Genomic DNA, 14,180 nt, shown 5'->3' on the forward strand with positions numbered 1-14,180 from the left:
GAGTGGATTTTCTGCCTGACAGCGGCGAGGATTCTCGCTGCGAATCAGGAGCATTCGATGACGAAGCGAAGCCGCCGGACGCATTCTCCGGCCTTCAAGGCGAAAGTGGCTTTGGCCGCGATCAAGGGCGAGAAGACGCTGGCCGAGCTGGCGCAGCAGTTTGACGTCCACCCGAACCAGATCACGACGTGGCGAAGCCAGTTGCTGGAAGGCGCGGCCGGCGTTTTCGGGCAGGATAAGACGGAGCCGAAAGAGGCCGCCGTCGACCTGAAGGGTCTTCACGCGAAGATCGGCGAACTCACGTTGGAGAACGATTTTTTGTCCGGCGCGCTCACAAAAGCGGGATTGCTGAGCGCAAAAAGATGATCGACCGCGATCACGATCTTTCGATCGCCCGGCAGGCGAAGGCGCTGGGCGTCGCCCGCAGCTCCGTCTACTACAGGCCGCGGCCGGTTTCGGCCGAGGACCTCGAGCTGATGCGCCGTCTCGACGCGCTGCATCTCGAACACCCCTTCGCGGGCGCGCGGATGCTGCGCGATCTTCTGCGGCGCGAGGGCGTCGCCGTGGGCCGCCGGCATGTCGCGACATTGATGAAGCGGATGGGGATCGAGGCGCTCTATCGGCGGCCGAACACGAGCAAGCCTGCGCCGGGACACAAGGTGTACCCGTATCTGCTGCGCGGGGTGAAGATCGAACGGCCGAACCAGGTCTGGGCGACGGACATCAGCTACATCCCGATGCGGCGCGGCTTCGTCTATCTCGCAGCGGTCGTCGACGTCTTCACGCGGCGCGTCCTGTCGCATCGCGTGTCGATCACTATGGAGGCGGAGTTCTGCGTCGAAGCCTTGAAGGAGGCCCTGGCGAAATACGGCAAGCCAGAGATTTTCAACACGGACCAAGGCAGCCAGTTCACCAGTCTCGACTTCACCGGCGTGCTGCTCGATGCGAAAATATCGATCAGCATGGACGGCAAGGGCGCGTGGCGGGACAATGTCTTCGTCGAGCGGCTGTGGCGCAGCGTGAAATACGAGGAGGTCTATCTCAAGGCCTATGACAGCATGTCCGAGGCGCGCGCCTCGATCGGCCGCTATCTGGCCTTCTACAACGAGGGGCGCCCGCATACGGCGCTTGACGGGCGCACGCCCGACGAGGCCTACTTCGGCATCAAGGAAACGGCGATGGCCGCATGACCATCGCCGTCGATTTTGTCGCAGCTCTGGTCGGGCCTAGGCCCTCCCGCCGCCGCGACAAAATCGAAACGCCCCGCGTTCGGCAAACCCCGGCAGAGATCCACTCAAAATCCGCGGGGAGCTGTCCAGACAAGCGAGGCCAGCTCTATAGACATGGCCGGGCGCATAGCCCTTCTTCCCGCGTTCGATCTTGCGCGCATAGGGGACGATCGAGACGAAGAGCACCTCGCGCGCGCCGACCGCGTCGCGCGGATCGCGGGACTCGACGCCGTCGATATACATGCGCGCGGATGCTCGATAATGACCGGCCAGTTTCGGACCGGCGATCCGCAGCGTCTCCCAAATCCAATCGACGGCGGCGACGCCGACACTCCAGCGCGCGACGATGATGGAGGTCGATTTCGTCCGCGCGAGCGACGTGGCCTCCGCATTGTCGACGAAAAGCTGGCGCGGAATGACGCGCCCGGCGGCGCGGGCGTTTTCATCGTCGATTTCCGCGATGCGCTTCGCCGCGAGGCATTGAAACGCCGTGGCGCGCGCTTCTTCCGAGAAAGCCGGAAGATCGTAGACCGTGCGCTCACTCGCGATCTTGAATTTAGCGATGAGAGGCATTTTGGCGACAGAAATCCAACGCGTGGTTTCGGCGGCATGAAACGGCGGGACCGGGGCTAGGTGGACCGCCGGTCATTCCAGAGAATGGGTCTTCTCTCAAAAACCGGCGTTAGGGGCAGGCGAAAGCGACGCTGACGTGCACGGCGTACGGGGTTGATAGCCGCACCATCTCTTCGCCGTAGCGCCGATTCCTTTCATGGCGTTCCACAGCAAGCCGATCCCAACTCGCAATTTCTGCGTTCGCCGCCTCATGATCGAGATGCATATTCACAGGAACATAGGGGTCTTTTCGAGCGATAAGTGCGCCGGTTTCTGCATTATAAATGTGAAGCTGCCCGTTACCAAAATATTCTTTTGAGAAGCGGCGTGATTCCGCGATGGCTTTTGCTGCTTGGGGTGTGCCGGTATCCACAACCGCCAAATCACTGAAAATATCGAAATGCAACCGCTCGTCCGCAAAATCTAATTTGAAGCGTATACGCACTCCTCCGTCTTCAGATTCGAAGCGCATGTAACATTCGGTGCGTTTTTGTAATATCTCCTTCACGACGAGGTTTGATAGCGGTGGATAGGGCTCGTGTCGGCGAAGCTGAACGTTGATCTTCGGAACATCGACCACTCGCTCGTCTGTGATTTGCTCGCCCCGGATCAGATGATCGACGATGTCGGGACCAAGGATTTCCTTGAATCCCGAGAGTTCGTATAAGTGCTTCTTCCAAACGGTGTAGCTCGTTTCGACGTGAAGCAGTTCCTCAATCGCCAACTGAGCGAGCGCCGTCATAATGGGCAATTCGGACCACAAGCGTCTGCTGTCCGAGGGATCGTCAGGGTCGATGATGGGTTTTTCCCGCGCGTGCGCGATGGCACGTCTGCCAGAATCCCGTAAATGCACCCCCACGTCTGCTATTCCTTGAGCTAGAAGCTTCGCAAGCGCCTCCTTTGCTCGATGATTTGTGATGGCATCCACACGATCGCTGATCCACTGGCCACGTTTTTTCCCGTCAGGAAGTGCAACCTCAAGTACCCGATAAAAAGAAAGGAAGGCATACCCCGGGTGGTTTAGCCCTCGTCCTTCGCGCATCAAGGCCAAGGCCAAGAGCGCTTTGTCATCAGTCGGCTCAGGGAAATAGGAAAGGTCGAATTCCTCACAGATCGAAAATCCGTCAATTTTGTCCCGCCACATAGGCGCCGGCAGACTGCCACCGCTGAATCCATCGACCAGGAATCCCTTCTCTTGGACCCAAGCCAGATTGCTAAGGAAATGCATCAATAGCCGCTCGCATTCTTCGCGATTTTTTCCCGGCGGCACCCTCATGGCGACCGCCGGGAAGTAGTTTTTCATGATTGGCAAAATCCAAATTGATTCGCCTCGATACGGTGCCTTCTGAGCTGTCACCGGCCAAAAGCTATTTGTCGTGATATTTGCTACGATCCACTCGCCACGCTCCGCGAGTTCGCCGACGATCACATCCTCCGCTTCAGGGATTTTAGGAAATCCTAATGTGTCGTCTTTCTTTTCCATCGCCGATCTCAAATTTGCCTACGGCCGTCATTCAAGTCGTTGCTGAGCGATACCGCGCGCTCAGAGATAGTAAAATGTATCGAGAGCGCAAGCTACGCATGAGAACTCACTAGCCAGAGATCCGCTGCTGTGCATGACCCGAATGCCAGCTCGGCGCGGTGCTGACTTCAAGACACTCCTGCTAAGAGCCGAGAAATTGGTTCCAAGCGTCAGATATTGATCGCTATAGTAGCCCAAGTCTTTCGGCTTCCGCCAGCGCCGCGAAATATTCATCATAGTCCTGCGCGCTCGCCTCTTCCTTGCCCCCATTGGCGCGAATGTAGCCGCGCAGGCAGGCGTCGAATTCGCGCAAGCTCATTGCGTCGATTGTTCGGGGGCAAAATCCGATTGCGCCGCCGGCTTCGTAGAAGGGGGAGAGGTCGCCGGGGGTGCGCTCTTTTCCGCCCTCTCCCCCGCGCCTTTTGGGGGGTCGACGCCTTCGATCAGAGCGTTGAGGATTTTGGCGGCGACCGCCAAATGCTCGCGCTTGGGCCCGACGTCGATATAGCGTTCGACGAACATGTGCGCCGTCGCCTGGCTCTCGCCGCCGCCCATGAGGCCGAGGCGGATCGTCTCGCGGATGTCGTCATAGCGCCACTGTTCCGAGACGAGGCGGAAATAGATCGCGCCGATCCCGGCATTGCACAGGCGCTCCAGCTCGCCGATCTCGCCAATTCTCAGCTCGAATTTGCGCTTTCGGCCCGCGAAGGGGAGATGGATGCAAGTCTGCTTTTGAATCATAGCCCTCTCTTGATTTGCGCTCGCTCTGGGCCAGCCCAACCGCTCGCTAAGCGTTGGGCGTGACGATCGGCGCGCCCGTGCCGTGGAGATCGAAGCTGACCTTCACAAGGCCGTTGTCGGCTTTGTTTTCCTGCCAGCTCTTGACCAGGAAGGCGCCCTGTTCAGTTTCGCCGCCGCTCGCGCCGGCGAGATCATGCTTGAGCTGAATGTTGATGGACGCGCCGGAGCGATAGGCGGTCCGCAGCCGCTGATAGGGCAGCTTGCTCGGATCGGCGAGGCCGGAGCAGGTGATGTCCCAGGTCAGCATTTTCACGGCCGAGACGCGTTGCGCCATGGCGGTCGGATCGCTGCAATCGAGCACGGCGCCGTCTTCGATTTCGGAGTCGTGTTTGGAGTCGAGGGTTGTTCCGATGCAGAAGAAATTGAAGGTCTCCGGCGAGCCGCCGTCGCCGACGAGCGTGTAGAATTTCTGGCCGGGCAGCGCATTGACGAAATTGGGCGTCGGCATGAAAGCGACCTTTCCTTAGGGGAGGGGATAGCCGTTGGCGTCGGCAAGCTCTGTGCGCAGCTCGACGAAGCACTCCTTGACGGTCGACACGGCGGGAACGTCGCCGCCGGCGACGGCCTTGAAGATCGTCATGGCGTGGCCGCCGGCGAGCTGAAGCGTCTTGCGGTTGAAGGCGACCGCGATCGCCTCGGCGAGATCGCGCGATTGCTTGCGACCAAATTCCGTTGCGACGGCGTTGAGGCGCAGCGTGACGGCATAGAGCGGGCCGCAGCCGGCCTCGATGTCGCGCCAGACGAAATGATCGAGATAGACGAAGGGCGCCTGGGCGTCGCTCGCATCGCCGCGCGCGTCGCGGGGCACTTCCTCATAGACGCGCGCGCCGCAGATGGCCGAGATGGTTGGATCGGCTTTGGTGGCTTCGATGACAGCGGTTTTGAGCGCGTTGAAGGGCGAGGTCACTGGCCGAGCTTTCCAAGCGCTGGCGCTTGCACAGGCGCATCATTTTCAGCTCGCTCCGGGCCAGCCCGACCGCTCGCGGCGTCGTCTTTCTCAGGAAGCCGCGCGCCTTTGCCCTGCGCCTCGATTTGCTCGATATGCGCGCGCGGTGCGAGATGCTCGCCGGGCGGATAGACGACATTGCAGCTCGGCGTCGCCTGGACGATCGCCCGTTCGGTGATCTTCACGCGCATGGATCAGCCTCCGATGCGTTGGATGACGGTGATTTCGATGTGGCGGCGCGCGGCGTCGGGGAGGCTCACATTGTCGACCGCCCAGTCTCCCGCCGGCAGGTTTGGCCCTTCGATCCGCAGGCGGTCTGCAATGGTGATGGTGCGGCTTTGCGCGCTGGAATAGACGCGCAGCACGGCGACATTCATATTTTCGAGGAGGCCGGCCTCGACGCGCGAGAAGCCGTTTTTTTGCTTCAGCGCGGCGCGCGCGACGAAGGCGTCGGCGAAATCGCCGCGCGCATCGCCGCCGGGATTGCCCGCGATGACGGCGCGGCGACGCACCGTCACTTTGTAGGCCATGCGGCCGGCGTGCATCTCTTCTTAGAACCCCGGCGCACAATGCGCCGCGATGAGCATGCGGAAGCCGAGCGGCGTTTCGGCGAGGGCGGAGCCCCAGCCGGAGACGGCTTCGCGGTTCTGGTACAGATGGCCCAGCAGCATCAGCGCGGCTTGGATTAGGGCGGGCGGGAGATTGGCGGGCGCGTCGCCGTAGCCCAGCCTTAGAGTGATGCGCCAGGCGGCTTCGTCCTGGTCGACGATTGGCCAGGCGGCTCCGGATGCAAGGCGCAGCCAGGTTTCGAAACGCGAGAGCGGCCGCGCGACGACGTTGGCGATAGGAAGCTCGACATAGGCGCCCTTTTGGAGCGCCTCGACCTTCGTCACGGCCTGCAATGGTCCGCGATCGAGCATGAAGCCGCGCGAAGGCGGATAGCCTTTCATGCGCGGATCGTTTTGACTGTTCCAAGCGGCGGCGTCGGGCGCAGTGAGCTGCCATGTTTGCGTGAGCAGGGCGCGGCCGGTGACGCCGTCTTGTAGATCGAGATAGCCGGTGACGACGCCGCAGAGCGTTTGCAGAAGCGCGTCATCATCGGCGAAATCGACGGTGTTGGTCTGTTGCTTCGCTTGGCCGAGCGTGACGATCGGCGTCGGATTGGGCGTCACAAGAGTCCAGACGCCGGGCGTCGCGCTCATCACGTCGCTTTTTTACGCCTTCGCGGCGGCGGTCGTCGGCGCCGGGTTGGGCGACGGGGGCGCGCCCGGTCCGGCGGCATCGGCCGTCGCGGCTTGAAGGCTGGCGAGATGCTGCGCGAAGCCGGTCTTCAGGTCGCCGATGAAATCGGCGAGCTGGCCGAGTTCGGTTTCATGCCGCGCCTCGGCAGTCGCCAGCGCATCTTCGGCTGTCTTGGCGCGCGCTGTGAGGGAAGCGATTTGCTCGGCGACAGGCGCGGCGCCTTTGCCGAAATCGAGGATCTTCTGGAAGGCGGCGGAAGCCTCGTCACATACGGCGGCGAGGCGGTCTTTGTTGGACATGAGAGTTTCCTCTTTGGTTAAAGGGACGCGGGGCGTCACAGTTTCGGGGGCTTGGGGGCTTCGGTTGGCTTCTTCTCGACGAGCTGGGCGCGTAGCGCGTCGCGCTCGGCTGTCAATGCTTCGTTGGCCTTGCGATGCACATCCGCTTCGGCGATCGCGCCTTGCTTTTCCTTTTGCGCGGCCGCGAGCTTCCCGCGCGTTTCGATCAGCTCTTTTTCGAGACCGCCGCTCTTGGCTTTGAGCGCGTCGTGGGCTTGCTGCAGCTCGGCGAGCGAATTGGCGGCGTCGGCCTCCGCCGGCGCTTCGATCGCATATTCTGCCTTGATCCATTCCGCGCCGATCTCCTCCGCGCGGTCGCCATAGATCCTGGCGAGGTCGACGACTTCGCCGATACGAAGCGAGAAATTGTCACCGGCGATCGGCGTTTTCATCATGATTTTCATCGAGAGGATTCCTCAAAGAGGCTGATCGGCCGGCGGCTGTGCGCTCTGGCCAGCGAGAATACTTTCCGCTCGGGCGAATGCGCCCGAGCGAAAGCGCGCTCAAGTCGCGGAGTTCTTAAAATATTTGATCGAGGTATTGGTGGCGTCGATCATATTGCCGTCGGCGCGCGCCCAGGCCAGGAAGCCGATCTGGCCTTTCTTCACATAGACCGAATCGGTGAAGCGGAAGACCTGCATCGCCATGACGTCGCGGATCAGATATTTGCCGAAAGCGCCGAAGGCGATCGACTTGGCGTCCGCCGCCATGTCCGCCATGTGCTGATTGATGATGTAGGGCTTGCCCAGCAGCGTCGCTGGCCCTTCAGCTCCGTCGAAGGCGCCGGACAGAGCAGGCAGCCAGAGCGGACGCCCCGCGCCGTCCACAAGCGTCTTGAGCTTTTTGAGCGTGTTGTCGTTGAACATCCAACGGCAGGAAGGATCGCTACGATAGGCGGGGTCGACCGAATGATAGAGGTTGAGGAGCGAGACATAGGGCACGCTTGTCGTGTTGCCGGTCGCCGCCGTCTCGCCGAGGGCGCAGGCAGTGATGACGCCCTTGGGCTCATTCGCCCCGGTGCCGGTCGTGAATTTGCGATTCTGGCCGCGTGCGAGGCGCTTCAGGATCGCATTGGTGACGAGCTGTTCGACGTTCACATTCGCGTCTTGAAGGATCTCGATCGAAACCGGAATGGTCTTTGACGAAAACTTAGTGGCGCCGATCGTGACCGATCCGAAGTTGATATCGTCATCGCTTGCCGTCGCATTCTCGGCGACAACCTCGCCCTCGGCCCCCGTATCGTCATAGGTCGCCCATGAGAGCGGATTTCCCTGCGACGTTGCGATTTGCGTCGCAGCCTCACGCATGCCGCCGAACGCCTTCAGCGCCTCCAGCGCCGTCGGCATGACCGTCGTGGGCACCATGACGCCCCCGGTCGCGCCCGAGCCCTCGGCGATGTTCCAGGCGTCTCGGCCCCGCGCGCCAATATCCGCCATGTCGGTCGGGCGCAGCATGTCGCGCTGCTCTTCCGTCATGCCGGATGCGCCAAATTTGAAATAAGCGTTCATGGCGCCGCGCTGGGCGGCGATCTTCGCGGTGTTTTGGTCGACGCTCTTGCCGTTCTGATTGGCGAGGATAATCGCGTCGCGCTCGTTGCGGTCGCCGATCTTGATGAGCTTCTCGGCGTTGGAAATCTGCTGATTGAAATTGGCTATTTCCTTGTCGAGCGCGTCGAATTTTTCCTGATGCTCGGACGTCCAGCCATCCTTGCCGCTTTCATGCAGCGCCTGGATGTCCTTCACTTTCGCTTCGCGGGCTTCGCGAAGCTCCTGCAGCCTGCCCATGGGTCTCTCCTTTGTTGGGCTGACGAACCGGGAAACCCCGGGATTTTCGTTACGCGCCGAGCGCCAGGAGGCGCAGCCGGCGTTCGTTGTGCGCCTGGAGCGCTCGCGCTTTGGCGAGCGCCTCGGATTCGCCCGGCGGCTTCAGGAGGGCCGCGGGCGGATTGCGATAGGCGGTGAGATCGAAGCGCGAGATGAGATTGCTGGCGCGGTTGCTAGCGCGCGAGGGCGCCGCGATGCGGTCGACGAGTTTCTTGTCGACGGCGTCTTGCGCCGAGAGCCATGTCTCCGCCGCCATCATGGCGGCGACGTCTTCCAGCGCGAGGCCGGTTCGCGCGCCATATTGCGCGGCGATCGAGCCGTCGATCGCTTCCAGCATGGCGATCGCCTGCGCCATGATCTCCTTATTGCCCCAGGCGAACGTCTCGGCATTGTGGATCATGACGAAGCCGCCGGGAGCGATCTCGATTTCATCGGCGGCGAGCATGAGCGTCGAGGCGGCGGAAGCTGCGAGCCCATCCACATGGGCGATGACCTGCGCCGGGTGCTGTTCGAGCGCCGTCTTGATGGCCACGGATTCGAAGACGAGGCCGCCCGGCGAGTTGATCCGCAGATGGATCGTCGAGGCCTTCAGCGCGCGAATGCCGCGCACGATGTCTTCGGTCGCGGGCTGATCCCAGCCGCCGATGATATCGTAGAAAAACATGGTGGCTTGATCGCCATCCATGTCCGGATCGAAGGCAGGCGAAGAGTCGTCGTCGCCATCCCAATCGGGATCGTAGTTTGTGACGATCCTCGGCAAACGGCCGGGACCGTTCGCGGCGAGCAGGCGCTGGATGGCGGTTTTCATGCTCAAGCCTTTTCCTTGATCGGAGCGGCCGGGTCGGGGAGGGGCTTTTCGCCGGGCGCGGGCGGCTCGGCGGCGCCTGCCGGCTTTTGCGGCGCGCCCCAGCCGAGGATTTGGTTGTATGCGTCGCCGCGCTTGCCAGGCATGCCGAGGCGGATGCGGGCTTCGTTCTGCGAGATGACGCCGGGGCCCTGGGCGCCGCCGAGCATGGTCTGGATCGCCTCGGCGCGGGACTTGAGATCGCCGCGCACGAAACTGTCGCGATCGAAGCGGGCGCGACGCTGGCGGTTGCCGTAGAGCTTGTAATTGACCTCGTCTTCGATCGTCTTGAGATGCGGGCCAAGAGTGAAATCGATGAAAGCTTGCGTAAGCTCTTCGATTCCCTTGCCGAAGGCGGTCGATTTGCTCGTCTGGTTGAGCAAATGATCCGGCACGCCAAAGATCATGCCGACGTCAGAACGCGAGAATTCGCGGGAGCCCAAGAGCTGCGCATCCTGGGCGTTGATGCGCAGCGGCTCGTATTTGGCGTTGCCGTCGAGGACAAGTGGGCCGGAGAAGCGATTGTCGCCGCCGAAGCGCTCTTTCAGATAGTCCCGGATTTCTTTCGCCTGCGCCGGCGTCTTCTTATCTGCATAGGAGATGACTGCGTCGCTCGACATGCCGTTGTCGAAATAGGCCTTGGCGTATTTGTCGGCGGCGAGGGCGATCCCAACGGAGAGCGCATAGGCTTTGATGGGTGTCTCGTAGTAGAAAAGGTTCCACTGCGGCGTGCCGCCGAAGTGCATCACATCGTCTTGATGGGCGACAACCCATTCGCCGCTATCGAGGGTCAGCGTGTAGACGAGGTCGACGTCTCCCCAGGGCATTTTCTGGAAGTGAATGCCGACGCGACCCCAGGGTATCCACCATAGCGCCAGCGGGACGCCTGAGACGGCGCGCTCGATCCAAGCAACGCCATTGCCGTTGAGCAGCATGTCTGAAACGACGCTGCGCCAGAAGCCGGTGAGGCTGTAACGCGGATTGGGCCGTTCGCCGATGAGGCGCGCCTGGGGGCTGTCCGTCTCCCATTCTTCGTCGGGCGTGCCGGCGTTGCGATAGCTGCGAAAATCCAGCATCGAAATGCAGCCGGCGATGAGAAAGACGCAGCGATAGACGGCGCCATGCGTCATCGCCGTCTGCGGCGAGATCGCGTTGAGCTGCGGCCCGAAAAGCTTGTCCCAGGCGTTTGGGTCCGATAGCGGATAGGTCGCCGTCGGGCTCTGCTGGTTGGCGACTTGCGCGCTCGCGGCCTCCCGCTCGGCGCGCTTCCTCGCCTTGGATTTTTTGCTCAAGAGCTTTTCTTGGTTTTAGAGAATGACGCCGACGCCCGGCGGCTCTTCGCCCGCGATGCGCGCCGCGTCGGCGATGACGGCAGCGACGACGCCGTCGATTTTCTCGCGGGACTTTTCCTTGTCCGGCGCAAAATTCATGTTGCGGTCGAAGCGCACCAAAGCATTTTGCGCCATCCAACGCAGAACGGGATGGCCGCCATGATCGAGCAGGCCGGCGAAGACGAGGCGCTCGAAATCCTTGGTCGCCTCGCCGAGCGAGGGAATGCCCTGCCGCACCTTGAGGAAGAGATCGGCGGGCAGCCCGTCGTCATTCTGCAAATCGCCAATGAGCTTTGCCGCGTTCCAAGGGTCGTAGCCGATCTTTTGCACGTCGAACATTTCGACGCCTTCGGCGATCGCGCGCTGGACATAGCTTTGGTCGACATAGTCGCCAGGCGTCGCTTCCAAGGCGCCGATCCTCAGCCAGCGGTCATAGGGCGCGCGATCACGGCGGGCGCGCAGCTCGATATTGTCCTCAGGAACCCAGAAGCGGCAGACAAGCTCGATGCGCTCCGCATCGTTCTCGGGGAGAAACCACCAGACGAGCGCCGTGATGTCTTGCGTCGACGAAACGTCGAAGCCGCCGAAACAGCGCCGGCCCTTGAGCCGCTCGGCGCGCTCGCGCCAGACGTTCTTATCGCTCGCGCAGGCGTCCCATTTTTTGATCGGGAGCCAACGGGTGACGCTTTCCACCCATTGGTTGAGGTGGTAGCGGCGAAAGTGAGACTCGGCGCGCGGATTGTCCTTGGCGAGCGCGGCCTCGCGCCGCAGAAAATCGATCGTGGGCGAGAGGCCGAGATTGGGGTTGGCCTTGCGCCAGACTTCCTCGTCTCGCCAATCGTCGTCTTCGTCAGCGCCGAAGATGACGACGAGCGTCGAGGGCTCATATATGCCGGCCGAGGCGTCATTGTCGTTTTGCGGCGGGCCGATCGGGCCGTCGAGTATCTTGCCGCTTTCTTCCCAAAGGCCGTAGCCGACCAGGGCCGATTTGAGGCCGGCGGTCGATGCGAAGAGTTCGATCGGCTGCAGGCGGGCGCCCATGCCCTGCCGCAGCGTCGTCGCCAGTTCGAGCGATTTCCATTCGTGCATTTCGTCGCCGACGGAAACCGTTGGTGAGCGGCCGTGCTTTCCTTCCGCTTTGCCTGAGAGGAGATAGAAACCGCTGCGCGTGACCGCAATGAATAGGCTCTTGCCGAAAGGGGTGATGCTTTTCGCCAGTCGCGCGTCCTGCGCGATGACGGCTTTCATTTTGTCGAGGACAATCTTCGCCTGCTTTTCGTCGCGAGCGAAGACGAAACCCTGGCCGCCGACAACGCCGTCGAGCGCCCAGAAGAGGAGCGCCAGGCAAGCGAGGAATTCGGATTTTCCATTCTTGCGCGGAACCCAGAGCATAAGGCGGCGAAACAGCCGCACATGCTCGAATGTTGTTCGCTGCGTCGCCGGGTCGACGACTTCGACCGGGACTTTCCAGCCGACAAGCAGCCGCGTCGTGATTTCCTGCCAGAGCGACAGGTAAAACGGCTGGCCGGCGAAACGGTCTTCCGTGAGGCGAAAGACTTTGGGCCAGAGATCGACGATCGCGTCGGCCTTGGCGTAGTCGAACCATGCGCCGGGGACGCAAGCGGCGCGGCGCCAGGCGATCGACGGCCATTTCCAGCCGAGCGCGGAAGCGCGGGTTATCCACTCTGGCTCCGGCCAAAGATCGGCGCCGACCGAAGCCTGTATTGCGGCCGGCGCTGCGCTCGACGCCGCTGTAGCCGCGGCGGATTGCTCCATGCGTCACTGCAAGCGGGTCGGCGGCGCCGAGTTGAGGCGGGCGGCGGTGTTGATAATGTCGTCGGGCTTCACAGGCGTGTCGGTCTCCGGCGCATCCGGTTGCGGCGGCGGGCGGTTGAAGAGGTCGCCGAAGCCGACCCCACCCAGCGCCGCCTGGTTGCGGAGCATCTCGAAACGCTTGTCTGGGCGCATGCCGAAGGAGGCCTCGATCGCGGACAGGGTTTTTTCGAGCGCCTCGCGGGCGTGGAAGGCTGGGTGGCGCTTCTTCGTGGCGTTGCCGTTGGTGTCGATCGCGTCGAAGAAGACGCCCTCGGCCTGGACGGCGGCGTCGGCCGCGAGCCAGTCGACGACATAGCGGCAGTAGCGGGCGAAGGGATTGCGATCGAGATCGGTGAGGGCGTTGATCCGGATCAGGAGCGGCGCTGTCTCGTTCCAGACCTTCATGGCCTCGCGGCTCTTTTTCAGCCATGGCGGCGGCCGCAAGCCCCCCGAACCCCCGCCAGCCGCCGCTGTTTTGCGAGGGCGACGCTTGCCGGGGTTGCCCTTCGCCTCGGCAAGGGCAGGATGGTCCGCTTTCCGTCCTTTCATGGTCTCAAAAAAAATATTTCGCCAATTTCGCGGGATTTCTCAGGCTATTCAGCTACCGGTCGCGGGGGAGGGGGTGGCGGGGTTGACCCGCCCCCCCTGTCGGCTGACTCGATTTTCGGCTTGCTGCTTGGCGCTGTCGTGGTGCGGTTTGCAGAGCGATTGGAACGGGCCGTTCCAGAAGCGCTCGGGATTGCCGCGATGCGGATCGATATGGTCGCAGACCGTCGCCGTTGTCACGATGTCCTCGCGCAAGCACATGGCGCAGAGCGGTTCGGTTGCGAGTTGGTTCGCGCGGATGCGACGCCATCTCGCCGTGCCATACCAAGCGCGCCAGGGCGCGCGCTTGCGGCGGCGCTGCTCATAGTCGTTATCGGGCGCGTCGCATCGGAAGGAAGGACGCGCCGTCTTTGGCGATGATGGCAAGGATTATAGCTTCGCACTTACGCTCGCTTACGCGGACGTTGCTGAACGTGGCGCTCGATCGGAGGCCGGCGGCCTTGCTCCACAAGCGCGACGTGACCGACTGGGAAGATGACAGGCGTCGGTCTGCCGAAGATGCACAATTCCGCGCACACAACGCCACGCAAGTCAACCCTACTGATCTTACCTTCGAGACCCGCGAACGGACCATGGAGCGCTCGAACCGTGTCGCCGATAGTCATAGCAACTTTCATATCAACGCGTTCATGCGGGAAGTTGCGATAATGTTCGATCAACTCATCGGGGATGATGGCGGGATCGTTCGAGCCCGCATAACACAACCAGGAACGCACGCCCCGTTGTTCCTTGACCGCCGAACGCACTGAATCGCTCATCTCGACGCGGAGAAACAGATATCGTCCGAAGAGTGGCGCATAGATGGTGATCCGCGCGCCATTCAGAGCGGGCTTGCCCGCCCAACGCCGCGTTGAGCGAACCGCTATCGTTGGACGCCATACGTTGAAGCCCATCGCCGCCAGGCGGCCGTAAGCTTCCTTATCCTTACCCTCGTAGCACTCGATTACATGCCAGCACTCGCTCATCGCCGCTCGCCTCGCTCGTTGCCTCACCAAACGCCTTCCACGCCACACCAACTCAAAGTGTCCCACCTGTCCCACCTTGATTGAATAAAAAACAAAGGTGGGACGC

At 62.1% G+C, this 14,180-nt stretch carries 19 protein-coding genes; 1 reads left to right on the plus strand and 18 read right to left on the minus strand.

What is annotated here, in order from left to right:
* The first annotated feature begins 57 nt into the window (after window positions 1–57).
* Window positions 58–1,190, plus strand: a protein-coding gene (locus QMG84_RS07340) for an IS3 family transposase (RefSeq protein WP_281927849.1) whose coding sequence is annotated in 2 segments (ribosomal slippage) — window positions 58–313 and window positions 313–1,190 — 1,134 coding nt in all. Because the reading frame shifts where the segments join, the coding sequence is not laid out codon by codon here.
* Window positions 1,191–1,226: 36 nt separating this feature from the next.
* Here the strand turns inward: QMG84_RS07340 and QMG84_RS07345 are convergent.
* The 18 genes from QMG84_RS07345 to nusG all read right to left on the minus strand — a co-directional run bounded on the left by QMG84_RS07345 (window position 1,227) and on the right by nusG (window position 14,074).
* Entirely contained in the window at window positions 1,227–1,802 is a 576-nt protein-coding gene (locus tag QMG84_RS07345) for a hypothetical protein (RefSeq protein WP_281931478.1), read from the minus strand.
* A gap of 109 nt (window positions 1,803–1,911) precedes the next feature.
* Window positions 1,912–3,324 carry a methylamine utilization protein MauJ gene (gene mauJ, locus QMG84_RS07350; RefSeq protein ID WP_281931479.1) on the minus strand — a complete coding sequence of 471 codons (1,413 nt, stop codon included), beginning with the start codon at window positions 3,322–3,324 and terminating at the stop codon, window positions 1,912–1,914.
* A gap of 223 nt (window positions 3,325–3,547) precedes the next feature.
* On the minus strand, window positions 3,548–3,682 hold the full coding sequence (locus QMG84_RS07355) for a hypothetical protein (protein ID WP_281931480.1): 135 nt from the start codon (window positions 3,680–3,682) through the stop codon (window positions 3,548–3,550).
* Complete coding sequence (locus tag QMG84_RS07360) at window positions 3,679–4,104, minus strand: gene transfer agent family protein (RefSeq protein WP_281931482.1); 426 nt, start codon at window positions 4,102–4,104, stop codon at window positions 3,679–3,681. The genes QMG84_RS07355 and QMG84_RS07360 overlap by 4 nt, the downstream gene beginning before the upstream one ends.
* Window positions 4,105–4,150: 46 nt before the next feature.
* Complete coding sequence (locus QMG84_RS07365) at window positions 4,151–4,612, minus strand: phage tail tube protein (RefSeq protein WP_281931483.1); 462 nt, start codon at window positions 4,610–4,612, stop codon at window positions 4,151–4,153.
* A 15-nt stretch (window positions 4,613–4,627) separates the two neighbouring features.
* Window positions 4,628–5,071, minus strand: a complete 444-nt coding sequence (locus QMG84_RS07370; RefSeq protein WP_281931484.1) for a DUF3168 domain-containing protein — start codon at window positions 5,069–5,071, stop codon at window positions 4,628–4,630.
* On the minus strand, window positions 5,068–5,301 hold the full coding sequence (locus QMG84_RS07375; RefSeq protein ID WP_281931485.1) for a hypothetical protein: 234 nt from the start codon (window positions 5,299–5,301) through the stop codon (window positions 5,068–5,070). Before QMG84_RS07375 ends, QMG84_RS07370 begins: the two co-directional genes overlap by 4 nt.
* Before the next feature lie 3 nt (window positions 5,302–5,304).
* On the minus strand, window positions 5,305–5,640 hold the full coding sequence (locus QMG84_RS07380) for a head-tail adaptor protein (protein WP_281931486.1): 336 nt from the start codon (window positions 5,638–5,640) through the stop codon (window positions 5,305–5,307).
* Window positions 5,641–5,661: 21 nt separating this feature from the next.
* Window positions 5,662–6,312, minus strand: coding sequence for a head-tail connector protein (locus QMG84_RS07385; RefSeq protein ID WP_281931487.1), 651 nt, complete (start codon window positions 6,310–6,312; stop codon window positions 5,662–5,664).
* A 12-nt stretch (window positions 6,313–6,324) separates the two neighbouring features.
* A complete protein-coding gene (locus tag QMG84_RS07390; protein WP_281931488.1) occupies window positions 6,325–6,651 on the minus strand; it encodes a hypothetical protein in 327 nt (108 codons plus the stop codon).
* 35 nt (window positions 6,652–6,686) lie between these two features.
* Entirely contained in the window at window positions 6,687–7,094 is a 408-nt protein-coding gene (locus QMG84_RS07395) for a hypothetical protein (protein WP_281931489.1), read from the minus strand.
* 99 nt (window positions 7,095–7,193) lie between these two features.
* Window positions 7,194–8,474: a phage major capsid protein gene (locus QMG84_RS07400; protein WP_281931490.1), complete on the minus strand. Its 1,281-nt coding sequence runs from the start codon at window positions 8,472–8,474 to the stop codon at window positions 7,194–7,196.
* A gap of 49 nt (window positions 8,475–8,523) precedes the next feature.
* Entirely contained in the window at window positions 8,524–9,321 is a 798-nt protein-coding gene (locus QMG84_RS07405; RefSeq protein ID WP_281931491.1) for a head maturation protease, ClpP-related, read from the minus strand.
* Window positions 9,322–9,323: 2 nt separating this feature from the next.
* On the minus strand, window positions 9,324–10,649 hold the full coding sequence (locus tag QMG84_RS07410; RefSeq protein ID WP_281931493.1) for a phage portal protein: 1,326 nt from the start codon (window positions 10,647–10,649) through the stop codon (window positions 9,324–9,326).
* Window positions 10,650–10,664: 15 nt separating this feature from the next.
* Window positions 10,665–12,464, minus strand: a complete 1,800-nt coding sequence (locus tag QMG84_RS07415) for a terminase large subunit (protein ID WP_281931494.1) — start codon at window positions 12,462–12,464, stop codon at window positions 10,665–10,667.
* Window positions 12,465–12,467: 3 nt separating this feature from the next.
* A complete protein-coding gene (locus tag QMG84_RS07420) occupies window positions 12,468–12,908 on the minus strand; it encodes a P27 family phage terminase small subunit (RefSeq protein WP_281931495.1) in 441 nt (146 codons plus the stop codon).
* Window positions 12,909–13,100: 192 nt separating this feature from the next.
* Window positions 13,101–13,475 carry an HNH endonuclease signature motif containing protein gene (locus QMG84_RS07425; RefSeq protein ID WP_281931496.1) on the minus strand — a complete coding sequence of 125 codons (375 nt, stop codon included), beginning with the start codon at window positions 13,473–13,475 and terminating at the stop codon, window positions 13,101–13,103.
* Window positions 13,476–13,492: 17 nt separating this feature from the next.
* The gene (gene nusG, locus QMG84_RS07430; RefSeq protein WP_281931498.1) at window positions 13,493–14,074 is read right to left on the minus strand and encodes a transcription termination/antitermination protein NusG; all 582 of its coding nucleotides are present in this window, start codon (window positions 14,072–14,074) and stop codon (window positions 13,493–13,495) included.
* Between the last annotated feature and the right edge of the window lie 106 nt (window positions 14,075–14,180).

Origin of the sequence: Methylocystis iwaonis (assembly GCF_027925385.1) — a bacterium.
In the GTDB taxonomy this organism is placed as follows: Bacteria; Pseudomonadota; Alphaproteobacteria; order Rhizobiales; family Beijerinckiaceae; genus Methylocystis; species Methylocystis iwaonis.